The sequence below is a fragment of the Amycolatopsis acididurans genome, from assembly GCF_012328925.1.
Lineage (GTDB): Bacteria > Actinomycetota > Actinomycetes > Mycobacteriales > Pseudonocardiaceae > Amycolatopsis_E > Amycolatopsis_E acididurans.
This window is the reverse complement of the sequence record NZ_JAAXLS010000002.1, coordinates 425,751-450,334: the sequence shown is the minus strand read 5'-3', so window position 1 is coordinate 450,334 and position 24,584 is coordinate 425,751. Positions and strand designations below refer to the sequence as shown.

General features: G+C 69.6%; 22 protein-coding genes and 1 pseudogene. 15 read left to right on the top strand and 8 right to left on the bottom strand.

Features of this window, described 5'->3' with window-relative positions; genetic code table 11:
* Positions 1 to 2 precede the first annotated feature (2 nt).
* Complete coding sequence (locus HFP15_RS05590; protein WP_168512115.1) at positions 3 to 1,052, top strand: lysylphosphatidylglycerol synthase transmembrane domain-containing protein; 1,050 nt, start codon at positions 3 to 5, stop codon at positions 1,050 to 1,052.
* Positions 1,053 to 1,129: 77 nt separating this feature from the next.
* Here HFP15_RS05590 and HFP15_RS05585 read toward each other — a convergent pair whose 3' ends face one another.
* The gene (locus HFP15_RS05585; RefSeq protein WP_168512113.1) at positions 1,130 to 2,650 is read right to left on the bottom strand and encodes a CYTH and CHAD domain-containing protein; all 1,521 of its coding nucleotides are present in this window, start codon (positions 2,648 to 2,650) and stop codon (positions 1,130 to 1,132) included.
* Positions 2,651 to 2,821: 171 nt separating this feature from the next.
* Between HFP15_RS05585 and HFP15_RS05580 the strand changes: the two genes are divergently transcribed.
* From HFP15_RS05580 to HFP15_RS05550, 7 genes and pseudogenes are all read left to right on the top strand, one after another.
* Positions 2,822 to 3,706 (top strand): three-helix bundle dimerization domain-containing protein, encoded by an 885-nt coding sequence (locus tag HFP15_RS05580; protein WP_312871475.1) that lies wholly within the window; start codon positions 2,822 to 2,824, stop codon positions 3,704 to 3,706.
* A gap of 120 nt (positions 3,707 to 3,826) precedes the next feature.
* Complete coding sequence (locus HFP15_RS05575) at positions 3,827 to 5,587, top strand: SulP family inorganic anion transporter (RefSeq protein ID WP_168512111.1); 1,761 nt, start codon at positions 3,827 to 3,829, stop codon at positions 5,585 to 5,587.
* Between the two features lie 30 nt (positions 5,588 to 5,617).
* Positions 5,618 to 6,304 (top strand): DUF6325 family protein, encoded by a 687-nt coding sequence (locus HFP15_RS05570; protein WP_246271387.1) that lies wholly within the window; start codon positions 5,618 to 5,620, stop codon positions 6,302 to 6,304.
* Entirely contained in the window at positions 6,301 to 6,396 is a 96-nt protein-coding gene (locus HFP15_RS42550) for an SHOCT domain-containing protein (protein WP_246271445.1), read from the top strand. The genes HFP15_RS05570 and HFP15_RS42550 overlap by 4 nt, the downstream gene beginning before the upstream one ends.
* A gap of 21 nt (positions 6,397 to 6,417) precedes the next feature.
* Entirely contained in the window at positions 6,418 to 7,317 is a 900-nt protein-coding gene (locus HFP15_RS05560) for a polyphosphate kinase 2 family protein (RefSeq protein WP_168512107.1), read from the top strand.
* Between the two features lie 16 nt (positions 7,318 to 7,333).
* The gene (locus tag HFP15_RS05555; protein ID WP_168512105.1) at positions 7,334 to 10,054 is read left to right on the top strand and encodes a cation-translocating P-type ATPase; all 2,721 of its coding nucleotides are present in this window, start codon (positions 7,334 to 7,336) and stop codon (positions 10,052 to 10,054) included.
* Between the two features lie 168 nt (positions 10,055 to 10,222).
* Positions 10,223 to 10,334, top strand: a pseudogene (locus HFP15_RS05550) (IS630 family transposase); the annotation flags it as partial.
* 72 nt (positions 10,335 to 10,406) lie between these two features.
* Here HFP15_RS05550 and HFP15_RS05545 read toward each other — a convergent pair.
* The 4 genes from HFP15_RS05545 to HFP15_RS05530 all read right to left on the bottom strand — a co-directional run bounded on the left by HFP15_RS05545 (position 10,407) and on the right by HFP15_RS05530 (position 12,474).
* Positions 10,407 to 11,318: a ThiF family adenylyltransferase gene (locus HFP15_RS05545; protein WP_168512103.1), complete on the bottom strand. Its 912-nt coding sequence runs from the start codon at positions 11,316 to 11,318 to the stop codon at positions 10,407 to 10,409.
* Complete coding sequence (locus tag HFP15_RS05540; protein WP_168512101.1) at positions 11,315 to 11,491, bottom strand: hypothetical protein; 177 nt, start codon at positions 11,489 to 11,491, stop codon at positions 11,315 to 11,317. Before HFP15_RS05540 ends, HFP15_RS05545 begins: the two co-directional genes overlap by 4 nt.
* Positions 11,492 to 11,526: 35 nt before the next feature.
* The gene (locus HFP15_RS05535) at positions 11,527 to 11,979 is read right to left on the bottom strand and encodes a DUF7144 family membrane protein (protein ID WP_168512099.1); all 453 of its coding nucleotides are present in this window, start codon (positions 11,977 to 11,979) and stop codon (positions 11,527 to 11,529) included.
* Between the two features lie 90 nt (positions 11,980 to 12,069).
* On the bottom strand, positions 12,070 to 12,474 hold the full coding sequence (locus HFP15_RS05530) for a DUF7144 family membrane protein (RefSeq protein WP_246271386.1): 405 nt from the start codon (positions 12,472 to 12,474) through the stop codon (positions 12,070 to 12,072).
* A 186-nt stretch (positions 12,475 to 12,660) separates the two neighbouring features.
* On the opposite strand from HFP15_RS05530, the gene HFP15_RS05525 reads away from it, so the two are divergent.
* On the top strand, positions 12,661 to 13,167 hold the full coding sequence (locus HFP15_RS05525; protein ID WP_168512095.1) for a DUF1269 domain-containing protein: 507 nt from the start codon (positions 12,661 to 12,663) through the stop codon (positions 13,165 to 13,167).
* On the opposite strand, the gene HFP15_RS05520 is transcribed toward HFP15_RS05525, so the two are convergent.
* Positions 13,164 to 14,504, bottom strand: coding sequence for a diacylglycerol/lipid kinase family protein (locus HFP15_RS05520; protein ID WP_168512093.1), 1,341 nt, complete (start codon positions 14,502 to 14,504; stop codon positions 13,164 to 13,166). The two genes, HFP15_RS05525 and HFP15_RS05520, sit on opposite strands and share 4 nt — an antisense overlap.
* Positions 14,505 to 14,615: 111 nt before the next feature.
* Between HFP15_RS05520 and HFP15_RS05515 the strand changes: the two genes are divergently transcribed.
* From HFP15_RS05515 to HFP15_RS05500, 4 genes are read left to right on the top strand one after another with little or no spacing between them, the layout of a single operon-like run.
* Positions 14,616 to 16,046 (top strand): DUF2252 domain-containing protein, encoded by a 1,431-nt coding sequence (locus HFP15_RS05515; RefSeq protein ID WP_168512091.1) that lies wholly within the window; start codon positions 14,616 to 14,618, stop codon positions 16,044 to 16,046.
* Entirely contained in the window at positions 16,043 to 16,486 is a 444-nt protein-coding gene (locus tag HFP15_RS05510; RefSeq protein WP_168512089.1) for a hypothetical protein, read from the top strand. Before HFP15_RS05515 ends, HFP15_RS05510 begins: the two co-directional genes overlap by 4 nt.
* A 38-nt stretch (positions 16,487 to 16,524) precedes the next feature.
* Positions 16,525 to 17,049 (top strand): RDD family protein, encoded by a 525-nt coding sequence (locus HFP15_RS05505; protein ID WP_168512088.1) that lies wholly within the window; start codon positions 16,525 to 16,527, stop codon positions 17,047 to 17,049.
* A 6-nt stretch (positions 17,050 to 17,055) separates the two neighbouring features.
* The gene (locus HFP15_RS05500) at positions 17,056 to 17,538 is read left to right on the top strand and encodes a hypothetical protein (RefSeq protein WP_312871474.1); all 483 of its coding nucleotides are present in this window, start codon (positions 17,056 to 17,058) and stop codon (positions 17,536 to 17,538) included.
* A 6-nt stretch (positions 17,539 to 17,544) separates the two neighbouring features.
* Here the strand turns inward: HFP15_RS05500 and HFP15_RS05495 are convergent, their stop codons facing one another.
* Positions 17,545 to 18,843: a hypothetical protein gene (locus HFP15_RS05495; RefSeq protein WP_246271385.1), complete on the bottom strand. Its 1,299-nt coding sequence runs from the start codon at positions 18,841 to 18,843 to the stop codon at positions 17,545 to 17,547.
* 9 nt (positions 18,844 to 18,852) lie between these two features.
* The gene (locus HFP15_RS05490; RefSeq protein WP_168512084.1) at positions 18,853 to 19,086 is read right to left on the bottom strand and encodes a DUF8691 family protein; all 234 of its coding nucleotides are present in this window, start codon (positions 19,084 to 19,086) and stop codon (positions 18,853 to 18,855) included.
* Positions 19,087 to 19,279: 193 nt separating this feature from the next.
* Between HFP15_RS05490 and HFP15_RS05485 the strand changes: the two genes are divergently transcribed.
* Entirely contained in the window at positions 19,280 to 21,901 is a 2,622-nt protein-coding gene (locus HFP15_RS05485) for a winged helix-turn-helix domain-containing protein (RefSeq protein WP_312871473.1), read from the top strand.
* A gap of 61 nt (positions 21,902 to 21,962) precedes the next feature.
* Entirely contained in the window at positions 21,963 to 24,581 is a 2,619-nt protein-coding gene (locus HFP15_RS05480) for a helix-turn-helix transcriptional regulator (protein ID WP_246271384.1), read from the top strand.
* Positions 24,582 to 24,584 lie beyond the last annotated feature (3 nt).

Below are 24,584 nucleotides of genomic sequence, written 5' to 3'. Positions count from 1 at the left end.
CCGTGTCCACCTCTCCTGTGCCCGCGGGCAAACGGCGCCTCCTTCGGATCGTGGTCGCGGCATTGCTGACTGCCGCGGTTGTGGCGTTGCTGGTGGCCGGATGGCCGACGGTCTCGCAGGTGCCGGCGACGCTCAGGTCGGTGAACCCGTTCTGGGCCGCGACGGCACTCGCGCTCGAGGCGCTCTCGTTGCTCGGGACCGCGCAGTTGCAGCGCGTGATGCTCGCCGCGGCGGGTGCTTCGCCGCCGGGGTTGCGCGACCACGTCGCGGTCACCTATGTCGGTGCGGCGATCAGTGGCGGCCTGCCAGGCGGTTCCGCCCTCGGTACGGCCTACGTCTACCGGCAGCTGCGCGCCCGCGGTGTCACTGCCGCTCGTATCGGACTCGCCCTGACGGCCGCCGGACTGTTGTCGACCGCGATGATGGCGCTGGTCAGCGTGGCGGCCCTGACGTTCGTGGGTAGCGCGGCCGGTTCAGCGGCGGCCAGTGTCGTGGAGTTGGGGGTGGTGGTCGCGCTGGTCGTGCTGGCCCGGTGGGTCGTGCGCCATCCCGGCGTTGTCGCCGCGATCGCCCGGTGGTGCGTGGCCCGGATCAACGGACTCCGGCGACGCCCGGCGAGCCTGGGCGGCGATGCGGTGAGTTCGGTGGTGAGCGGGCTGGCCGGCATCCGGCTGCCGGGTTCCCGGCAGGCCGCGGCGCTGGGCTGGTCGCTGGCCGATCGGGGTGCGGACATCGCGTGTCTGGCACTGTGCCTGGTCGCGGTCGGCACACCGATACCGTCACTGGCGGCGGTCGTCACCGCCTACGTGGCCGGGGTGGCCGCGAGTCAGGTTTCGTTGACGCCGGCGGGGCTCGGGATCACCGAAGCCGCCATGACCGCGGCACTGGTGGCCCACGGCAGCCCAGCGCAGGCCGCGCTGGCCGCGGTCCTGTTGTTCCGCCTCTTCAGCCCGGGCGTCAACGTCGGCATCGGCGCGGCGATCGGGCTCGCCCGAGCCGGCCGCACACGGATGCTGCCCAGGAGCGGGCAGGTCGCCGCTCTGGCCGCTTGAGCCGAGCGGCGGCCGCACAGGGCTGGTCCGCCGACGCGTGCGGCCGGTGACGTATTCGCGTGCCAGATCCCGCAGCCCTAGTGTCGATCGTCGGCTTTCAGCCAGCGGGTGAGCTTGGGCCTGGTGGCCCGGGCCCAGGCGTGGTCGAACTGGGCTCGGTTGGCGCGCGCGGCGGCGCGTTCGCGTTCGATGAGCCGGCCGCAGGTGAGCACCACGGCCGGGTCGTCCGGGTGCCGCTCGGCGAGCTCGGCCCAATGCCCGGCGGCGATGACGGCATCGTGATGGTCGCCGAGGACGTCCTGGACCTTGGCGATGGCGTTCGCCAGCCGGTTCGCGTCTCGGCCGATCGCGGGCGCGACGGCTTCAGCCGCGTAGCGGGCGCGTTTGGCCTGGATACGAGCCATGTGCCAGGATTCGTCGGGGTCGAGGGGCTTCAGCCGCGCGGCGGCTTGCAGGTTGTGGAAGGCTTTGGCGACCCGGCGCGGCAGCGTGCGAGTGGCGCGACGGTGTGCCCGTGCCGTGAGCCGGGGATTCCGGGCCGCGTCGATGAGGGTGTCGAGGATCTCGGCGTAGCGGCGGGTGTCCATGGCTCCGGCCAGCGCGTGCAGTGCGCGTCGGTCCCGCCCGGTCAGGTCGGTGTCCAGGACGGTGACGGCCTGCTGGTCCAGTGGGGCCAAGGGATCGGCGTCCGCAGTGCGGTGCAGCCGGGCGTGCAGCACCTCGGCATCCCGGGGGCCGCCCAGGACACGGCCCAGCCAGCGGACGCTCTCGATGATCGGAGCGGCGAACCCGGGGTCGATCAAAGGCGCGAAGACCCGCAGGTCGCTGCGCAGCCGGCGGCAACACACCCGCATCTGGTGCACGGCGTCCGGCTCGCCCCGCCGCACCCGCACGTCGTAGTCGATCAGGCGAGCCACGGTTCGGCGCAGCGCGTGTGTGACGACCTCGCCGCCGGTCGGCCGGTGGGGAAGTGGGCCGGGCGGGGTGATGTCGGGTGGCTCCAGCGCCCGTGGGCCGAGCGCCCGGACCGCCTTGGGCACGAACTCGCCGCCGGTGGCGCCGGCCTCGGTGAGCAGCGTCGCGGCTCGTCGCATGACCGTGGTGGCGGCATCACCGCCTGCCTTGCGTTCGACCTCCAGCTCGCGGAACGCCGCGACGGCCTCGCGACCGTCGCGGACCGTGACGGTGTCGTCGACCAGTTCGACCAGTGTCTCGCCGGTCCGATCGCGAACCTCCCACACCTCACGAATGGTCTGCAGGGACACCACCGGAACCAGCGCGGCGGTGCGCAGCCATCCGGTGACCAGCCGGGTCAGTTCCCGTGGGGGCACGGCGGCCGCGCCGGCCGCTGTCAGCTCGTCGCGCACGTTCGCGGTCGCGGTCGGAAGCTTCAGTTGCCAGGGCGGGCCGTCCTCGCCGGTGCGGTGGCGCAACGTCACACCGGACCGGGCCAGCCGTAAATCGGTGGAGTCGTAGTAGGTCGCCGACAACCGGCGGGTGCCCGCTCGGGTCACCGCGCCGCCGCGGGGTGTGAGCGGGGCCAGCTCAGGTAGGGCGAACTCATCGTTCACCGAGGATTTCAGTTCCTCTTCCCACACATCCGCAACCCTACGAGCGGTGGCGCCGGACGTCAGTGGCCGAACGGCCCGCTTCACGCCGGACCATGGTCCTTCCGACCGGCACAACTGCCGCCGGCCGGCGACGGAGGTCCGCCGACCTGGGTCGAACGGCCCTGTCAGTGCGGGCCGGAACGGAGGGATCCTCGAGCCGTGAATGGGGAGGTAGGTGACGAGACGATGACCGCGCACCCGGAGGATCTCGAGCGGACGCACCAGGATGCGCAGATCCGCCAGATCGAGGCTCGGCTCGCTCGCGAGCAGAATCAGCTCCCGCGTGAGCTTGTGACAGCGTGCGTCCGGCAGGCGCACTCCCGTTTCGCCGATGCCCGGGTGCAGACGTTTGTGCCGATCCTCGTGGAACGCGCTGCCCGGGCACAGCTGGCCGCCCTTCCCGGGGATCGCCCCTCGAACGGATCGGCTCGGTCCATTGTGCCGCTGGACGACGGATGTCCCACCTACAGCGCGGAAAAGTCGTTGCGCACGTGGGCATGGTTCACGGCCAAACGACTGCTCGCGGACGAGCTGCCGCGCCGCTGGGCCCACACCCAGGGCGTCGCCAGCCGTGCCGGGCCGATCGCGCGCCTACTACCCCGCGAGGACGGCGAGACCCTGATCGCCGCCGCATGGCTGCACGACATCGGTTATGCCCGAGACCTGATCGATACCGGGATACACCAGCTCGACGGCGCCCGCTACCTGCAACACCTGCACGCACCTCTCCGGCTGTGCGCTCTGGTCGCGCACCATGCCGGAGCCTCCGCCACCGCCCAGATCCGAGGATTCGTCGAGCAACTGGCCGAATTCACCGACGCCGAAGGGCCCGTTCGCGACGCACTCTGGTACTGCGACCTGACCACCAACCCGGACGGCGAGCCCGTCCAACTCGGTCAGCGGCTTGCGGAGATCCGAGCCCGGCGCGGCCCTGACGACCCCGTCGTCCGGGCGCTCGTCACCAACGGCGAGGAACACCTCGTTGCGGCGCACCGCACCGCACAGCTGCTGCACGAAGCGCGAAACCACGCCACAACGCGCTGAACCCGGTGATCGCGGTCGCGAAGCCTCGCACGATCCGGGCGAAGCGCCGGGGGGTCAGGACCGCTGAGGGTGGTCCGGCGGGCGAACGTCTTCGCCCGCCCCGGGTGGCTGGAGGAAGACATGACCGCAACGGGCAGGGTCCAACGTCTGCTGCCCGGACTTCGCCAGGTGCGGACGTACCAGCGCCGCTGGCTGGCCAGAGACCTCGTGGCCGGCGTCGTGTTGACGACCCTGCTGGTGCCGCAGGGCATGGCCTACGCCGAACTCGCGGGCCTGCCGGCCATCACCGGCCTGTACACCTCGATCCTGTGCCTGCTGGGCTACGCGGTATTCGGTCCTTCGCGGGTTCTCGTCCTTGGACCGGACTCCTCGCTCGGGCCGATGATCGCGGCGACAATCCTCCCGCTCGTGGGCTCGGGTGGAGACGCCGGACGCGCGGTGGCGCTCGCGTCGATGCTCGCGTTGATGACCGGTGCGGTCCTGATCGTCGCCGCCGCGGGGAAGCTGGGGTTCATCGCGGATCTGGTGTCCAAGCCGACGATGATCGGCTACCTCAACGGTCTCGCGCTGACCATTGTGGTCGGGCAGCTGCCCAAGCTGTTCGGCTTCAAGGTCGACGCGGACGCACTATCGGCAGAGTGCGTGGCATTCGTCCGCGGGCTGGCCGGCGGGCAGGCTGTGGGCGCCGCCGCCGCGGTCGGTCTGATCGGGGTCGCGCTCATCGTCGTGCTGCGGCGTGTGCTGCCGAAGGTGCCCGCGGTGCTCGTGATGGTCGTGCTGGCGATCGCCGGCGTATCCGTGTTCGGGCTCGGCGAGCGCGGGGTCGAGCTCGTAGGCGTGCTACCCCAGGGGTTTCCGCCCCTGACCGTCCCACATGTCGGGCTGTCCGATGTGGGGCTACTGGCCGCCGGCGCGCTGGGCATCGCGCTTGTGTCGCTGGCCGACACGATCTCGACGGCGAGCGCCTTCGCGGCCCGGACGGGGCAGGAGCTCGACGGGAACAGGGAGATGGCCGGCATCGGTGTCGCGAACCTCGCCGCCGGGCTGTTCCAAGGTTTCCCTGTCAGTACCAGTGGATCACGCACGGCAGTCGCTCACCAGTCGGGAGCGAAGTCGCAGCTCACCGGCGTGGTCGGCGCCGTACTGATCACGCTGATGATCGTGCTCCTGCCGGGGTTGTTCCGAAACCTGCCGCAGCCCGCACTGGCGGCGGTCGTGATCACCGCGGCGCTTTCGCTGGCCGACATTTCCGGCACCGTACGGCTCTGGCGGCAACGGAAAATGGAATTCCTGCTGGCGATCGCCGCTTTCCTCGGGGTCGCGTTGCTGGGTGTGCTTCCCGGGATCGCCATCGCGGTCGGTTTGTCGATCCTCAACGTCTTCCGCCGCGCGTGGCGGCCGTACCAGGCGATACTCGGCGAGGTGCCCGGGCTGCCCGGATATCACGACATCGCGTCCTACCCGGCCGCGCATCGCGTGCCCGGACTCGTTTTGTACCGGTTCGACGCGCCGCTGTTTTTCGCCAATGCCAAGACCTTTCGCGACGAGATCAGGAAGATCGCGGCCGCCGACCCGCCACCGGTGTGGATCGTCGTCGCCGCCGAGCCGATGACCGACGTCGACACCACCGCCGCCGACGTGCTCGAAGACCTCGACCGGGAACTCGACGAACGCGGGATCAGCCTGGTGTTCGCCGAGCTGAAGGACCCGGTCCGGGGCAAGCTCGACCGCTACGAGTTGACGCGCACGATCGCCTCCGGGCACTTCTTTCCGACGACCGGGGCGGCCGTCGCCGCGTTCGCGGCACATGACGGCGAAACGCGCGTCACCTCACCCGTACCGGGCGAGGACCCGGACGCGTCCCGGGGTGATGCTCGGTGACTCTCCCATCAACGGATCACGGAGGCGGCGATGAGTGCTGCTGACACGACCTCCGCCATGGCGGCGAGTACCGGGCTCGACGAGATGGGCCCGGTGGACTTCCTCGTGATCGAGTTCCCGGACGAGGGGCTGCGGGGCGAAGGGCTGCCGCTGCTGCTCGACCTGGTGGACCGCGGCATCATCCGGATCATCGATCTCGAGTTCGTCCGGATCGAAGCCGGCGGCACGCTGGTGCGGCTGGCCATCGAGGACCTCGGCGCCGACGCGCAACCCGCACTGTCGCTGTTCGTCGGTGCGAGGTCGGGGCTGCTCGGAGGCGACGACCTCGACGAGGCGGCCAAGGTGCTCGCCCCGGGGACCACGGCGGCCGTCCTTGTCTACGAGAACGTGTGGGCGGCACCGCTGGCACGCGCACTGCGCCGCACCGGCGGGCAGCTCGTCGCGGGGGGGCCGGATCCCGGTCCAGGCTCTGCTGGCCGCGCTGGACGCAGCCGAAGCCGCGGGCTGAACCGTCAATCACCCCAAGGAGAAGGCCAATGTCTGGTCTGTTGCGCGGAATCGCGCGGACCGCCATCGTCGCGGGCACCGCCAAGGGCGTCTCCAATCGTGTCTCGCGCCGACAGGGCGGGCGCTGGGCCGCCCAGGAGGAAGCTGCCACACCGGCACCGGCACCGGCACCGGCACCGGCACCGGGTCCGAGCCGGAGCGCGGCCCTGACCCAGCTGAAAGAGCTGGGCGAGCTGCGTCGGCAGGGCGTGCTCACCGAAGAGGAATTCCAAGCGGAGAAGCAGAAAATACTCGCGACCTGACAACCGGGGAGCTGATCGGAGATGGCCGACAAGCGGGCACGCCGCCTCGCGGAGTTCATCGCGCCGCTGCGCGTCAAACCGGGCACGAAGGTGACCCTGAACAAGGACTTCGACCCCTCCTACAAGGCCGATTTCCTGAACAAGCGGGACGGTGAGGAACTGCTGCGCACCGGCGTGACGATGCTCGCCGACTACCAGCGCCGGCTGGCGGCGCAGGACACCTACGGCGTGCTGATGTGCCTGCAGGCGCTGGACGCGGGCGGGAAGGACGGCACCATCCGGCACGTCATGAGCGGGGTGAACCCGCAGGGCGTGCAGGTACACGGATTCAAGGTGCCCTCGGCCGAGGAACTCGACCACGACTATCTCTGGCGCTATGCCGCGCGGCTTCCCCGGCGTGGCGACATCGCGATCTTCAACCGGTCGCACTATGAAGAGGTGCTCGTGGTACGGGTCCACCCGGAGATCCTCGACCGGCAGCAGCTGCCCCCGCAGTCGCGGAAGGGCAACGTGTTCGAGCGGCGATACCAGGAGATCAACGATTGGGAACGCTACCTCAACGACAACGGCTTCCGGATCGTCAAGCTGTTTCTCAATCTGTCCAAAGAGGAACAGCGACAGCGCTTCCTCAAACGGATCGAGGTGCCGGAGCGGAACTGGAAGTTCTCCGCCGCCGACATCCGTGAACGTGAACGGTGGGACGACTACCAGACCGCATTCTCCGAGATGCTGTCGGCGACCAGCACCACATGGGCGCCGTGGTACGTGGTTCCGGCCGATCGCAAGTGGTTCGCGCGGATCTGCGCCGCGGCCGTCCTCGTCCACACGCTCATCGAGATCGACCCCCAATACCCGGTCGTGAGCAAAGAGGACAAACGCGCGCTGACGATCGCGGGCGAGGAACTCAGGCAGCAGAGCTGACAGGCACGGAGGCGTCATGGACACCCGCCAGCAGACTGTGACGAGCGGACAGTGGTACACCCGCAGCGCCGAGGATGTCGCCCACGCCCTCGGCGTCGACCCCGAAGCAGGCCTGCCGTCTGCTACCGCCACGGAGCGATTGCGCGCCACGGGGCCGAATGCTTTGCCCCAGGAGAAACCGAAGCCGGGCTGGCTGCGATTCCTCGACGAGTACCGCAGCTACATGCAGATCATCCTGATCGCCGCGGCCGTGGTGTCGCTGGCGATCAAGCAGTGGGGCACCGCGACACTGCTGGTGCTGCTGACCTTGCTCAACGCGGTCGTCGGCCTGCGGCAGCAGGGAAAGGCCGAAAGCGCGATGAACGCGCTCAAGGCGATGATGAAGGCGACCGCCCGGGTGCGCCGCGACGGCGCCGAGGCGGTGATCCCCGCGGACCAGCTCGTCGTGGGCGACGTCGTGGTGATTTCCAGTGGTGACCGGGTGCCCGCCGACTGCCGGATCGTGCAGGCCAGTGCGCTGCAGATCGACGAATCCGCGCTGACCGGGGAGAGCACGCCCGCCGCCAAGCACGCGGGTGCGCTTGCCGGTACCGAGCTCGGACCGGGCGACCAGGCGAACATGGCGTTCATGAACTCGCCCGTGACACACGGCAGCGGGATCCTGGTCGTCACCGCGACCGGCGCGGACACCGAGCTGGGCAAGATCTCGGGCATGCTCACCGCGACCAAGCAGGAGAAGTCACCGCTGACCAAGGAGCTGAACACACTCACGCTGTGGATCGCGGCCGCGGCGGGTATCACGATGATCGTCATGTTCGTGCTCGGCCGGGGCAGGGGCCTGCCGTGGGACGCGTTGTTCGTCAGCGCCGTTTCGCTGGCGATCGCGGCGATCCCGGAGGCACTGCCCACCGTCAGCCAGGTGATTCTCTCGCTGGGCAGCGTCGGTCTCGCGAAGCGCAACGCGATCGTGAAAGACCTGCCATCGGTCGAGACACTGGGGTTCACGTCCGCGATCAACTCCGACAAGACCGGCACGCTGACCATGAACCAGATGACCGCCGTGGAGGTCATCGACCCGACCGACCGCTACACGATCACGGGCATCGGCTACGGGCTGGAGGGGCAGGTTCAGCACGCGGCGGGCAGTTCCGACACCATCGAGGCCGCGATCCTGCCCTACGTTCTCGCCAACGACTCCGGCATCGTCGACGGCAAGGTCGTCGGCGACCCCACCGAGGGCGCACTGCTGGTGCTCGGCCACAAGGCCGGGCTCGATATCGACGCGACACGGGCGAAACTGCCGAGGCTGGCCACTCTGCCGTTCGATCCCGCCTACAAGCTGATGGCCACGTTTCACGAAGCCACGGACGGCAACGGCCGTCGCGTGGTGCGATGTTTCGTCAAGGGGGCCGCGCCGGCAGTGCTGGAGCGGACCACGACCGCCTTATCGGGCGAGCGGTCGGTGCCCTGGAACGCCGACGCGGGTGAGCGGGCCCAGCAGCACATCGACCGTATGGCCGCACGGGGCAACCGGATCATGGCCGCGGCACAGCGAGACATCGATCCGGCAAAATTCGATCCCCGAGCGGATCTGCTGACGTACGTCACGGACCTGCAGACCACCAGCCTGGTCGCGATGCTCGACCCGCCGCGCGCGGAGTCGAAAGAGTCGGTAGCCAGCGCGCAGGCCGCGCACGTCCGGGTCCGCATGGTGACCGGCGATGACGTGACGACGGGCGCGGCGATCGCGAAACAGCTCGGTATCCCGGGCGAGTCGGTCCTCGGCGCGGAATTCGCACGGTGGAGCGAAAGCGAACGGCTGGAGCGGATCGACCGGATCGGAGTGATCGGCCGGGTCGCCCCCGAGCACAAGGTTCTGCTCGCCGACACGCTGAAGGCGAAGGGCGACGTCGTCGCGATGACCGGCGACGGCGTCAACGACGCGCCCGCCATCAAGGCCTCCGACATCGGCATCGCGATGGGCAGCGGCACCGATGTCGCGAAGAGCGCGGGCCGCATGATTCTCTCCGACGACAACTTCGCGACGATCGTGTTCGCGGTCGAGCAGGGCCGCAAGATCTACGACAACCTGACGAAGTACATCCGGTTCGTGCTCATCCTGCTGGTCGTGTTCGTGCTCACTTTCCTCGGGGCCAGCCTGTTCAACATCGCTGCGGGTGAGCCGTTCTCGCCGGCACAGGTGCTGTGGATCCACTTCGTCGTCAACGCACCGTTCGGCTTCGCGCTCGGGTTCGACCAGGAGACCCCGGGACTGATGGCGCGCAGACCACGGCCGCGCGGGGAGTCGGTGCTCACGGCACCCCTGCTTTTCACCGTCGGACTCGTCGGTCTCGTCGTCACGATCGGTTTGCTTCTGCTGCTCAGCCTCACACGAACCCACTACGGCAGTGCGGAGGTCGCGAACTCCATCGCGTTGACCGCCTTCGCGCTGTGCCTGATCGTGGCCGCCGTGGAATGCCGCAGCCAGACGGCGTCGGTGCTGACGCCGGCCACGTTCGACAGCGGTCAGATGAACCGGGCGCTGATCGGGGAGTTCGTGCTCGCGGTAGCGGTGGTCGAGATGGACCTGTTCCACCGGCTGCTCGGTACGGTGGACCTGACCGTGGCCCAGTTCGCACTGGCGGTCGTACCCGCCGTCGGGCTGCTCGCCCTGTGGGAACTGGGCAAGCTGATAGCCCGCAGCACGCATAGGGCCACTCCGCGCCACGTCCGTTAGGGCGGCTGTGGACCAAGGACGGCACCTGGGACAGAATTCTGTGGCTCGGATCGGACCAGGTCGGCCACGCTGCCGCCGATATCGGCGACGGCAAGCGGGTTCAGAGCCACGCGGCCAGCACCAGCGCGAGCACGAGGAGCCGGCACCTCTCGGCATCGGGGATGCGAGTTCGCGGCACTGGAGATCGCGACCGGGAAGGTCACCGACCGGTGCTACGACCGGCACGGCAAAGGCCGAGTTCCTCGACTTCCTCAAGAAGGTGGCCAAGGCCTACGCGCGACACTAGGTGTTCTGTCTCGGCACACCACACGACACTGCTTGCCTCCGCCGATATCGGCGACGGCAAGCGGGTTCAGCGCCACGCGGCCAGCACCAGCGCGAGCACGAGGAGCGCGACGCCGACGAGGACGCCGATCGTGACGCGGTGGTTGCGCCACAGGCCGCCGGAGCTTCCTCTTTGGACAGCTTCGCCGCGCTGACCACATACCCGGCAGGGGCTTTCGGAAAGACGCACCCTCGCGCTGGCACTGGACAGCCCTCCGGTGGGAAACAACGGCCGGATGCTGCGCGAGGCCGGGGTCAGGCCGTGAACGTACAGGACGGTGCGGTCGGGAGTGAGGATGGTGGCGCGACCGTCGATGCCGCCGAGGAGCGCAAGAACGACCTGAGCGGCACACAGCGCGATGAGCTGGATGTCGACGCGGGCACCGCGGGCGCCGTGCGTCTCGGGCGCCCAGCGCCGGAACGGGAACGCGCACGCGTAGCAGGGGCCGCGACGATCGGAAGGCACCCACAGGATCTCGCCGACCTCGGCGTCGCGCACGCGTGGGTCGAGCCATACCGCCGGGTATACCGCAGGTGTATTGGTCGCGACGGCCACCTCGTTCACCCGCAGCTGGCAGTGCGGCGAGTCGGTGGCCGCGACCACGACGTCGGCGGCGCCGACCAGCCGCATTTGTTCCGCGTTGGGCAGCATCAGGAAGTTCGCGTCGAGGCCCGTGGCGTGGCACGGCGGGAAATCGTGGCGAATGCGCTCCGCGAGAGCGGTGGCTTTGGGCCGTCCGATCTCGGTGGCGCCGAGCGGGTGCCGGATCAGGTTTTCGACCTCGAGAACGTCCGGGTCGATCAGCAACAGGGGATCGCAGCCCGCGCGAGCCAGTTCGTCGGCGAGGAATCCGCCGACGGCACCCGAACCGATGATGAGGACCGCGCCTGCGCGTCGCGGGTAACGCGCGTAGACGCGGTCCTCGGCGAGCTCGGTCAATCGAAGATCCGGTCGGCGACCGGCACGGGCTTTCGTGCCCGGCGCTTGCGCTTGCCCGGGGCGCCCTCCGGTTTGAGCTCGGCTACACGAGGGTCGAGCAGCCACTGCGATTCGTTGTCGTGCTGGGGCTCCGCAGTGGGCACCTCGTTGTCCAGTACTTGCGGCGTAGTCACGGAACTACTCCTCTCTTCCCGGCCCGGGAATCTGGTCAGCTCGTGCGGCGGGCCTCGTCACCGTGCACGATGACCGCCCAGATCACGAGCACGTCGAGCGCGATGACAACGGTGGCCCACACGGGGTAGGCGGACAGAAAAGCCAGCTGGGCGACGGCGTTGACCGTCGCAAGGAACACCGCGGCGATACGAGCCCAGACGGCTCCGGTGAACAGTGCGAGCCCGGAGGCGACCGCGAGTACGCCGATGATGAGGTGCACCCAGCCCCAGCCGGTGATGTCGAACACCAGCAGTCCTTGCGGTCCCACCACGTAGTACTTGTCGTTGAACAGTGCGACGAGCCCCTCGATGACATTGAAGAAACCGAGGAGGATCATCATCGCGCCGCCGAACCAGATCCATCCGACCCAGAGCGAGCGCGTTGTCGCCTGGGGCTGCGTGGTCGGTATCGGGCCAGCACCGGTATGTGGCTGCGCTTGTTGGCTCATGGTCGACTCCCGTCTTTGACAGCGGTTCGATGCTCGGGCCACGTGCGTGTTCGCTCTTCGCCCACGACGGGTGAGATGGGCCGGCAGAGCTCATTCGCTCAGTTTCATCTCACGGCCGTGCACCATGATCGCGTAGATGACGATGACGTCGACCACGATGATGATCAGCGACCAGGCCGGATAGGCGGCGATGAAGGCCAGGTGGACGATCGCGCTGAGCGCGGCGATCACCACTCCCGCCGCTTGTGCGACGCGGTTGCCGGTCAGCATCCCGATGCCGGTCAGGACGGCCAGCACCCCCAGCCCGAAATGCAGCCAGCCCCAAGCCGCGTAGCTCACGTTGACCACCAGTCCCGAAGGTGCGACGAGGTAGTAGCTCTTGTCGAAGACCGCCACCAGACCTTCGACGGCGTGGAACAGTCCGAGTAGCACGAGCATGATCCCGCCGAAGGCGATCCAGCCGGTCCAGCCCGTGGCGCCTTCCGAGTCGCGCATGGTTTGAGTGTGTGACATCGCGTCCTCCCAACGAACCTCGCCGTGAGCGTGGAACGAGATCGTGAGCGGGACCTCATCCTTTGAAGACGAAAGCGGTCGTCTCATGCGTGACGGGTGATGGCGCGTGGCGGGACGGCGGCGGACGGTGCCGGAAGGGAAACCGTCTAGCGAGAAGGAGGCCGCGTGATGGGCACGTTGTCGGTGTGGAAGTTCGATTCGGCCGCGGGAGCGGAGAACGCGCTGGCGTTACTGTCGAGGCTGCAGAAGGAACAGCTGATCACGGTCACCGACGCCGCGTTCGTGTCCTGGCCCGAGGACAGGAAACGGCCCCGCACCAAGGAACTCGGCAAGCTGACCGGTACCGGGGCGCTCGGCGGCGGCTTCTGGGGCTTTTTGTTCGGGCTCATTTTCTTCGTGCCGTTCCTCGGGATGGCGGTGGGAGCCGCCGTCGGCGCGCTCGCCGGCTCCCTGACACACGTCGGTATCGACGAGGATTTCATCCGGGAGATCCGCCGGCAGGTCGTGCCCGGTACCTCGGCGCTGTTCGTGGTGACCGGTGATGTCGTCGTCGACCGGGTGCTGGAGCCGTTCAAGGAGACCGGTGCCTCGCTGATCACCACGAACCTCTCCACCGAACAGGAGGAGAAGCTGCGCGAGGCGTTCGCGGAAACCCAGGAACCGCAGCAGGTTTAGCGCGCCGGCTCGCCGGAGAGCACCAGGAGCAGCGCCAGCAGGGCCTGGCGCGCCCCCCGCGGCGCCACCGACGCCGGGGGCGCGCCGGGCGCCGTCACGGGGAGACGCACCCGCAGCGCGGCGGGGCGGATTCCGAACACGAGGGGCGGGGGCAGCCGCAGCGCTTCGCCGTCGACGCCCACATCCAGCAGCGGTCGTGCCGAACGGACGACGAACTGCGGCGTGGTCCACGAACGGTAGCCGCGGAATCGCGAGAGCTGCCCGGTCATTTCCGCCGAGACCAGAGCGGGTATGTCGGTGGCCCGGTCCACGGTGAGGGTGACGACGCCGAGCACGCCCTCGTCGAGGTGTTCGCGGGAGCCGAAGGCGGACAGGTGGTCCAGCCGGTAGCGGCCGTTGGAAACGAGCACGATGTCCGCGCTCGTCTGCTCCGTCCCGTCGGGACGGGTGAAGCGCAGGTCGGGGCGCTTCGCGTCGGGCCCGAGTAGTTCGGGCAGCTGCCGGGCCACGGTCGTGACCTTGGCGTCGCGGTAGCCCGCCGACTGCACCACGGTGGCGTAGACGCCGAGCGAGGCGTTGTTGACGAACACGCGGTCGCCGAGCGTGGCCAGGTCCACGCGGCGCTCGACGGCGGCGCCGAACGCGTCGAGCGCGGCGGCGACATCCGCACGGTCGAGTCCGAGATCGAGCGCGAAGTGGTTGCGGGTACCGGCAGGCACACAGACGAACGCCACTCCGTGCCTGCTGGCCACATCCGCGACCACCGCCTGAGAACCGTCGCCGCCGGCCATCCCGAGTACATCGGCGCCGTCCGCGACGGCCTTCTCGGCCAGGGCACGCAAATCGTCGCCAGGACCCAACAGGACCGGTTCGACATCCGCGCGGCGAGCTCGCTCCTCGAGGCCGAATGTGGCGACCTTGCCGCCGCCCGACCGCGGATTCATCAGGAGCACACCCCTGCGCGCCGGCGGCACTTCGACCGCGATCGGCCCGACGGACAGGTCCTGTCCGACCGCGACGCGCGTCGCGGCGGCGGAGACCACGACGAGCCCGATCACGAGCGACAGCACCGCGAACGTGCGCAGGTCGGGCAGCGCCGCGGTCGCACCAAGGGCCGCTACGGCGAGAGCCGCGGCGAACCAGCGCCGGTACCCGCGCCGCACGAGGGCGTCCCAACCCGCGGCAACGGCGATCGCGATCAGCAGTACCGCGCTCACGACTTCCAGGGGATTCCGCACCACCGCGCCGATCCCGATCGCGAGCGCACCGCATGCCGCGGCGAGGGCGGCCGCGGCGCATATCCGCCGACGTGGCGAAGGGCGTTGCATACCAGGCATCACGGCAGCGTCGCCTCAGGCCGGTCGCGCGTCGTCACCCGTCCCGGATGAGGTGCCGCTTCACCCGAGACGGGGGATGGCCGCCCCGCGCCGGGCCCGCAGGATTCGGTGATGGCGGTATCCACGATCGACAGCGCGCCGGTGGAGGGCGCCGGATTGACGCGCGACGAACGAGCGGCTCGCGGGAAGGCCGCCCGCACCGCGGTACCGAGATCGTCGCACGCCGATTTCGAGCGCCCCGCCGGGTGTCCCGCGCCGCTGGACCTGCTGGCACAGCAGGACTCCGCGCGCGTGCCCGAACTCGTGCCGCTGCGTTACGGGCGGATGGCCGTCTCCGCGTTCACCTATTTCCGCGGCGCCGCATTGCCGATGACCGCCGACCTGGCGAACACCCCGCGCACAGGGTTCACCGGTCAGATCTGCGGCGACGCGCACCTGCTCAACTTCGGCCTGTTCTCCTCGCCCGAGCGGCGGCTGGTCTTCGACATCAACGACTTCGACGAGACGCTGCCCGGACCGTGGGAGTGGGACGTGAAACGGCTCGGTGCGAGCGTCGAGATCGCAGGCCGCGACAACGGCTTCACCCCACGGCAGCGCCGCGACACCGTCCTCGCCGCGATCGGTGAGTACCGTCGCGCGATGCGCGTGTTCGCGCGGTCGACAGCCCTGGAAGTCTGGTACACCCACGCCGACGCCGAAAGCGTGCGCGCGGTCTACACGCAGACGCTCGACGCGGCGCGCCGCCGGAAACTCGACCGGACGCTGGCGAAGGCGCGTGCCAGGGACAATCTCGGCGCGCTCAACCGATTCACCGAGATGGTCGACGGGCGGCCACGTATCGCCTCCGATCCACCGCGCATCGTGCGGATCGCCGAGCTCGCCGAGATCGGGCAGCCCCCGGATGAGGTCCTCGGCCGGCTCCAGGTCATCCTGCGCGCCTACCGGGACATGCTCGAGCCGGAACGCCGCGCGCTGCTCGATCGCTACTCCGTCGCCGACATCGCCCGCAAGGTCGTCGGCGTGGGCAGCGTCGGTACCCGGTGCTGGATGGTGCTGTTGCTCGGCAATGACGACCGGGACCCGCTGTTCCTGCAGGCGAAGGAAGCGAATTCCTCCGTGCTGGAGGGGTTCGCGGGGCCGAGCAGGTACGGCAACGCCGGGCGCCGCGTCGTGGTGGGGCAGCGGCTGATGCAGACCGTCAGTGATGTGTTCCTCGGCTGGGTGCGGGTCCAGGGATTCGACGGGCGCCCCCGGGATTTCTACCTACGGCAGCTGCGCGATGGGAAGGGATCGGCCGCGGTCGAGACGATGGACGTCACCGCGATGCTCGCGTACGGCCGGTTGTGCGGATGGACCCTCGCCCGCGCGCACGCGCGTACCGCCGACCCGATCGCCCTCGCCGCCTACCTCGGTGCGGGAGCGGTGTTCGAGGAGGCGATCGCCGATTTCGCCGTTGCCTACGCGGATCAGAACGAGCGCGACTACGGTGACCTGCTCGCCGCGATCGCGGCCGGCCGCGTCGTGGCGGGAGCGGACCGGTGACCGAGCCCGGCAAGCGAGCATCACTGCTGGACGTGGCCTTCGGAGCCGCGGTGATCACGACCTCGATCGGCGTCCGGACGTGCGGTGCGCTCCTGCGTGGATTGCCACAGCCCAGGACGTGGCCGTGGCCGCTGCGGACGTTCGGCGAAATCGGCTACCACCAGCGGCTCGCGCTGCGCGCCGAGGCGGAGCGCCGGTACCGCGACGTCGTGCCCGCACTCGTGACCGTCGTGCTCGACGAACTCGATCTGCCCCGCATCGTAAACGGTGTGATAGACGAGATCGACCTTCCCGAGATCATCCGGACCTCGACCGGCTCGGTGGCCGGTGGAACCGTGCGCGATGTCCGGGTACAGGTCATGGCGGCCGACGACACCGTCTCGCGCTGGACCCGGTGGCTGGTCACCGCGGGGCGCGATGGCAGGCGTTCACAACGGTGAGGAGCGCGCCGGCATGGTTCAGCGCGTTGCCTCCCGAGGTGAAGGCGTATCAGGGACGCCCGGCGGGAATCGTCAGCCGGACCGTCGCGAACGTCGTGGACGCGGGCGTGGTCGCGGTCGTGCTGGGTGTCCTGTACCTCGCGGTGCTGGCTGTGCTGTTCGCGCTCGATCCGGTGCGTTTTCATCCTCCCGTTCTGGGGAGTGGCAAGATCGTGCCGGCCGGGATCGGGGTCGCCGTGCTGTATCTGACAGTGGCCTGGTGCGGTACCGGGCGCACTCTGGGTGACCAGCTGCTCGGCCTTCGCGTGATCGACCGGCACGGGCGTCCACCTCGAGTCGCGGTCGCACTGGTCCGTGCCGTGACGTGCGTACTGTTCGCGCTCGGCCTGCTGTGGGTGCTGGCCGGCGCGCGACGGCGTTCCGTTCAAGATGTGCTGCTGCGCACTTCCGTCATCTACGACTGGAATCCCCACGCACGGCCGGAGACTTCACCCGTGCGACACGAGGTCGGCCCAGAACGCCGTTCTCAGGCTGAGGGAACACGCAAGTTCCGACGGAGGTGAGCGATCGTGACCGAGTTGCGCCGCCACAGGAGTTTCGCCGTCGCGGCGGTCGCGGCGGCGGCGGTCGTCGCCGGATGCCAGGGCAGCGGGGGAAGCGGTTCCACCGTGTCCGCCACACCGCCGCCGGCCACCAATGCTCCCGCGACGACCACGACGGGCGGGTCGGTCTGCTCGGATCTCGTGGTCAGTGGGCAGGCACTGGTCACGGTGGTCACGCAGTTCGTCAGCGGGCAGGCAACCGGCGATCAGGTCCGGGCTTCGGCGTCGCAGCTGTCGGCTTCGATCGACGCGGCTCGGACCACCATCGGCGGCCAGACGAGCGCGCGGCTCGACGATGCGAAGGCGGCGCTGCAACGACTGCAGGCCGCGGCCACCGCGCAGCCGGTAGACGTCGCCGGCATGCGCGCGGCCGCGGGCGACACGCTGGCGGCTCTGCGCGACGCGGCAGCCGTCTGCCAGTCCGGTACCCCGGCGCCGACGAGCGGCTGAGCGTCCTCAGCCGCTGCCGGCCCGGCCGGCGCCCTGCCGCGGCTGGTCGAGGAACTGCACCACAGCCAGCAGGAACAGGAGCACGAGGGCGATGACGAGCACGTCGAGCCCACTCGGTTGATCGATCAGCACGAACACCAGGACGGCGATCGCCACCAGGGCTGCCCGCAGGGCAGTCCGGTGCGCGTGCACCCACGGCCCGACGGGACCGGTGCGCAGACCCGCGCGCGCACCGCCTCGGCGCAGCCAGTCGATGCTCGTGGTGACGCCCTTGCGGATGCCCACCGCCGTTGCCGACGGGCCCGCGAGGAACGCTCCCAGCGCGACGACGATGCCGACCGCGAACACGGTGCGCAGCCCCGCGCGTAGGAATCGCACGACGAGGTCGTAGCTCACGCCGGTGGCGATCGTCGATCGCGGCGGCACCGCTCCGGTGAGCGCGCCCCGGGTGATGACGAGGGCCGCGGCGATCACCAGCATCCCGAACGCGACCCCCAACCCCGCCCCGATCAGGGCACGCCGGTGATTGCGGGCGACATACACGCCCAGTGCGAGGATGACCAGCGCGACCCAGGGCAGCCAGGTGGCGACCTTGTCGAGCAGCGAGTACGCGCCCTTGGCCCGTTCCAAGGTGGTGGCGTCGGTGACGGCTATGGTCGGATGCACGTCGGGGATGCGGCCTGCCACGGTGAACCCCGCGCCGACCAGCTGCTGCTTGGCCGCCGTGATGAACGGGGCCAGGTCGAGCCGCACCTCGCCGCCGGACACCACCACCGCGTTGCTGTTCCCGGAGAGCACTTCGTTCATCTGCTCGTGTGCGACTCGGATCGTCTGGTCCCACAACTGCGCGACGCCCGGGCTGGCGACGACCTCACCGACCCGGTCGTGCACGAAGTTGCGCACACTCGACGCCAGCGGGCCGGTGAGCCCTTGCAGGGGATCGGTGATCTGCGGGGGCACTCCCTGCGTGGCCAGCGCGTTGACCGCGTTGGTGGCCAGAGCCTGTACGTCGACGTAGTTGAACACCGTGTCGGTCACGCGATCGGTGACCGCCGCCTGTACCGCGGGTTCCCGGATGAGGGGGCTCATCGTGGCGACGAAACGGTCCGTATTGGCGACCTGGTTGTGTACCCACACGGTCATCAGCGACAGGGGCGCGAGCGCGCAGCCCAGTACGAGCAGGATTCCGGCGGCGAGCGACTTCCACGAGAAGCGCCGCCGCCGCGGCGGCTGGGCGCGCAACTGCTCGACCTCGGCGCGTAGCTGTTCGAGTTCGGCGCGTTCGTCCGTGCTCAATGGTGTCATGGACATCATTCACCGCCGATCGACGGGCATTGCGGGTATCTCATGCACGGACACGATGTGCAAGCCGAGATTTTCCAGTAATACGAGCAATCCGTGCAGATGCGACTGATCGTCGATCGTCCCGTAGATGAGGGTTTCCGGCTCGGCGGCGACGATCCGGACGTCGCTGAACTCCCCGACGGCCTCACGGACCGGATCCGAGAGGCGCCCGCAGACCCGGAACTCGTATTTGCGCCCGGTCACGGGACCACCTCCTCAGCCTGGCATGACGAGTCCGCCGGTCCCCAGAGGACGCGGCCCGGGACCCGATCGCCTCATCCGCGCTGGGTGATATGCGCGCGAGGACGCGACTCGGCGTGTGGTTTCCCGTAAGAATGGCGGGGAATGCAGCGGGGACGTGATGCCGGACAACGAAACTCCACGGGAACGAGTGCGTGTGCCACGGGTGAAGGTCGTGGTGCCGGACCTGCCTGTGCATCTGGTTTCGCGCCCTCGCCTGCTTTCGGTGCTCGACCGGGCCCGCGAGGCGGCCGTCACGGCGGTGTGCGCGCCCGCGGGCTTCGGCAAGACGCTGCTACTGGCGGAATGGGCGCAGCGCGCCGGTGACGGCACGATTTCCTGGATATCACTCGATTCCGACGACAACGACGACCGTCGGTTCTGGTCGGTTCTGCTCAGCGCACTCGCGACGAACCCTGGTCTGCGGGAGGACAGTCCAGTCCGGACGCTGGAAATCCCGGACAACCCCAGCTCCGATCCGGCTTTCCTCGCCGAGGTGGTGGACGCGCTCGACGAGCTTCCCCAACCGGTTTCGCTGGTTCTGGACGACCTCGACCAGCTTCGTGACCCGCGTCCGCTGCACGGGCTGCGCACACTGCTGCGGCACCGGCCTTCCGGGCTACGCGTGGTCCTGTCGAGCCGGGCTGCGCCGCCGTTACCGCTGGGACGCCTGCGGTTGTCCGACGACCTCGCCGAGATCGGCGCCAAAGAGCTCAACTTCACGTTCACGGAGGCACGGGCGCTGTTCACGGTCACCGGCGCCGAAGTCACCCCGGCAGCGCTGAGCAGGCTCGTCGAGGAGACCGAAGGCTGGGCGGTGGGGTTACGGCTCGCGGCCGCTTCGGTGGCGTGCGAAGGCGGCCTCGACGGGTTCCTCGCCGGGCATGACCGCGCCCTGCGGGAATATCTGGAAGACGAGCTCCTCCAGCAGCTTCCTGGCGACGTGCGGGAGTTTCTGCGCGCGATCAGTATCCGCGCGACGGTGACGCCGGCGCTCGCGGCGGCCCTGTCCGGCCGGCCGGACGCGGAGGGCCTGCTGCATGAGTTGTCCGCGCAGACCATGATGGTGGTGCGCGAGGACCGGGCAGGCAACCAGTACGCGATGCCCGCACTGCTGCGGTCGTATTTGCTCGCCGAACTCAGCCGCCGCGAGCCGGATCGGCTGGCCGCATTGCACGCACTCGCCGCGGACTGGGCGAAATCGGTGGGTCACCCCGCCGAGGCGCTCGCACACGCGGCACAGGCCATGGACACCGCCCAGACGCAGGAGCTCCTGCGGCGCCACGCGATCGAGCTGTTCCTCTCCGGTGCGCACAGCGTGCTGCGCCGGGCCTTCGGTGTTCTCGACGACCGGACGGTCGCGGCCGATCCGCTTCTGGCCTTGGTGGTGGCCAACCTGTATCTCGAAGCGGGCGAGGTCGGCACCGCGGACCTCCACCTCGCGGAGGCGCAGGCGAGCATGCCGCCGGAGCGGCCCGCCGAGGTGCGTGTGCTGTGGCAGCTGACCCGATCACGCCGTGCTCAGGTGCAGGGGGATCTCGCCGCCATCCTCCGGACCGCCGCGGAGGTCGATCCGGCCATCGCGAACGGAACGGGCCTGGCCGATCTCGCGGCACTCCAGCACGAGATCCCGGCGCTCGTCGGTGGCGACCCTGGGGGTGCACGTGACCGGGTCGAGGCGGTCCTCGCCCGTGCCGAGAACTCGGGGCAGGACCACGTCGTGATCCGGTGCCACACGATGCTCGCCGCGCTGGCAGCCGCCGAGGGTGATCTGCGCGCCATGACCCGCTTCGCGCGGGCGGCGGAAGAGCGGCGCGGCTCACGCGGACAGCAGGGCGTGGTGGAAGGCGTCGCGGTAGCGGTCTTGCTGGGTTTCGGTGAGCTGTTGCGCGGTGAGCCAGGTGCGTGCGTCGATGCCACGGCGCGGATTGCCCGGATCCTTCCCTCATCCAGCCCGAAGATCGTCGAAAACCTTCAGTTGGCCGCCGAGACGTTGCGGGGCGCGGCCGCATTCGAACTCGGTGACTGGCGTGAGGGGCTCCAGCGCATGCGCGCGACACGGCGGGCGGCAGAACGCGGTGCGACGATGTCGGCCGAGTACGCCGCGCTGTGCGCCGTGCTGGAGCACCGCGCCGCACTCCAGCTCGGCGCGGGGGAGCAGGCCAGGGAAGTGCTGCACTGGAGTCAGGAGGTGCTCGGTGCGCCGGGGGAGATAGCGCTGATGCGGGCCAGGACGCAGCTGTCGCTGGGCAGACATGCCTCGGCAGCCAACGTACTGCGGCCGCTACTGGAGGGCGCGTCTCCTGCCGTGCTGAAGTGGAGCGAGATCGAGGGCCTCGTCGTCGGGACGCAGATCGCGACGCGGACCGGCACACCCGCAACCGCGCGTCGGCTGCTGGGAAAGGCGTTGACGCTCGCCGAGTCGGCTGACATCTGGCATCCGCTGGTTTTCGCGGAACAAGACGTGATCACGACTCTCACCGGTCTGCTGGGCAAGCTCGGTACGGGGGAGCGGTTTGCCGCGCAGGTGCTCGCGCGCCGCACACGGCTAGGGTGCCCACCGGTGCCGGTCCCTCTGACGGAGCGCGAGCGCAGCGTGCTGCGACTGCTGCCGACGATGCGATCGATCGATGAGATCGCCGAGGATCTCACGGTGTCGCCGAACACCGTGAAAACGCACGTCCGCGGCATTTACACCAAACTGAACGTGCGCAGACGGCGCGACGCGGTCGCGGTCGCCGTCGCGCAGGGACTTCTCGACGCCGATCTCATCGAATGACGGCTGTCGTTGAGCCGTTCGGCCCTAGTGCCCCCATTCGACGCTTCTTACCGTCACAGAAATGGGAGAGGGCAGGGGCTTCGGTCACGGTGAGCAACGATGGTGCGTTCCGCATGCGAAGCTGGTGCCGCCTCGTGTGCCCGCTCGCTTCGTCGAGCGGGAGGAACTGCGCGAAGAACTGGCCCACGGTGTGGCTGCCAGGGACGTGACGTTGCTGTGCGCTCCGGCGGGTTACGGCAAGACACTCCTGCTCGCCGACTGGATCGAACGGACGGGCAAGGCGGACAAGGCGTGGGTGTTCCTCGACGGCGAAGACGACAGTCCCGAACGGCTACTTGCCGCGATCCTGTGCGCGATCCGGGACTGCGAAGTCGTGCCGGTCGACAGCTCGCTTCGCGGGCTGGCACCCCCACGTGACGGCGACGTCGCCAGCAGGCTGGCAGACCTTGTCGACGGCATCGACGCGCTGCCGCACCGGTTGCACTTGGTCGTGGACGACATCCACGAGGTGATCGCCGGCCCCGCCCTGCACGTGCTGGACACGCTCGTGCGCCACAAGCCGAGAAACCTCCGCCTCGTGCTGGCCTCCCGCGCGGACCCGGCCCTGCCCTTGGCGCGCTGGCGCGTGGAGGGCAGGCTCAGCGAACTGCGCGCCGAGCGGCTGCGTTTCTCGCTGGAGGAGGCCGCCGAGCTCATGCGCAAGGCCGGCATCGATCTCAGGGAGGATCAGGTGTGCCGGCTCGTCGATCAGACCGACGGCTGGGCGGCCGGCCTGCGGCTGGCCGCGCGTTCGCTGTCCGAAACCGACGACGCGGATTCCTTTCTCACCGACTGCGCGAGCAATGACCGGGCCATCGCCGACTTCTTCGCCGGGGAGGTGCTCGTCCGGCTCGCCCCGGACAACAGGAGACTCCTGCGTATGCTCAGCGTCTGCGAGGACGTGACTCCGCGCCTGGCATCGTGGCTGTCCGGTCAGGACGACGCGGGCCGGGTGCTCGCCGGGCTCGAACGCGAGAGCTCGCTCGTCGCCGCGTTCGGGGAGGACCGGCAGTGTTTTCGCATCCACCCTCTTCTGCGGGCGTATCTGCGGGCCGACCTGAGCAGGCACGAGCCGGGGCTCGCGGACGTGCTGCACCGCAGGGCCGCGTCCTGGTACACGGCTGAGGGCATGCCGATGAGGGCGCTCCAGCACGCCGAGCACACAGGCGATGAGCAGACGGTGGTCGCATTGCTGCACGACGCGGCCGCGGAGATCCTAGTGCGGGGCGAGCCGGAGCTGGTGCGCCGTGGGCTCGCCGCGGTGGCGGGCCGCGTGATCGCGGAGGACCCACGGTTGCTGTTGTTCTCGGCACTGGCGCACCTGGAGTCCGGTGAGCTCGCGGTCGCCGAATCCACTATCGCACGCGTTGAGGCGATATGGCCGGGTGAACCGGACGGCGAACTCGTCGCTCTGCGGCAACTGACTATCTCGGCACACGCGTTGGCGTGTGGACGTGCCGCCGTTCGTGCGGGACGACCGATGACCGCACCGGGGCGAACGGTGGGCTGCGAGACGTGGCTACGACTGGACCGGGGCATCAGGCTCGGGGCGCTGGGCGAGATCGAGGCCGCGCGCGGGCAGCTACTCGCCACCGAGCAGGTGTGCCGCGAGAACGGTCTCGAGTACCTGCTCATGCATTGCCGGGTCGCGCAGGCTTGGACGGCCGCGCTGGCCGGTGACTGTGCGGGGATGGAGACCGCGTCGGAGGAGGCGTTGACAATCGCGCGCGGAGGAGGCTGGGAGCGTTCTCCGTGGCTGGCTTGCGCCGAGGGGTTGATCGGGCTGGCCCGCCTTGTGCGCCTCGACACGGCGGGCGCGGTCGCCGCCGTGGAGGCGATCGCCGGCGCGGAACCGCCGGCCATCCGCTTCATTGCCGGGATCGTCGGCGGAATCGCGCGGTTCGACAAGGGTGACCTGATTGAGGGGATACGGCTCCTGCAGGCCAACCGGCGTGAGCTGTCCGACCGGACGGTGCCGGTCGAGCTCGCCGCGGTGGCCGCACTCGCCGAGCACGAGTGCGGTCTGCGAGCGCACCATCCCGGGGTGGCGCGCGAAGCCGCGGAATGGGGCCGGGCCCGGATCGGCAGGTCGGCCGAATGGCATCTCATGGAAGCCAGGACGGCTTTCGCGCGCGGCGATTTGGTCGGGAGCGCGGCAGCCCTGCGTCAAACCTGCGCACGCGGCACGAGGACCCTCGTGCCGATGACCCAGGTCGAGAGCCGGCTGCTGGAAGCGGCGATCGCGTTGCGTGGCGGCCGCCGCACCCAGGCCCGCGCGGCTCTGGCCGCGGCACTGTCCCTCGGCAGCGCGGTGGGCATCGTCCGGCCGTTCGGCCACGCCGACGCCGGGGTACGGCGGCTCCTCCTCGACCAGATCGGCGGGTTCGGTGCCGTCGACGCCTTCGCGAGGCGGGTGCGGGATGTGCTCACGGGCAGCGGTGCGAACGGCGGCGTTCTGACCGGCCGCGAGCGGGCCGTGCTGGCCCGGCTCACCTTGCCGCTCCCGCTCGACGAAGTCGCCTCGGAGCTGCGGGTCTCGGTCAACACGGTGAAGACCCACGTCCGCGCGATTTACGCGAAACTCGGCGTCAACAACAGGCGGGCCGCCGTCGTGGCCGCGCGGGAACGCGGGCTGGGCTGACCC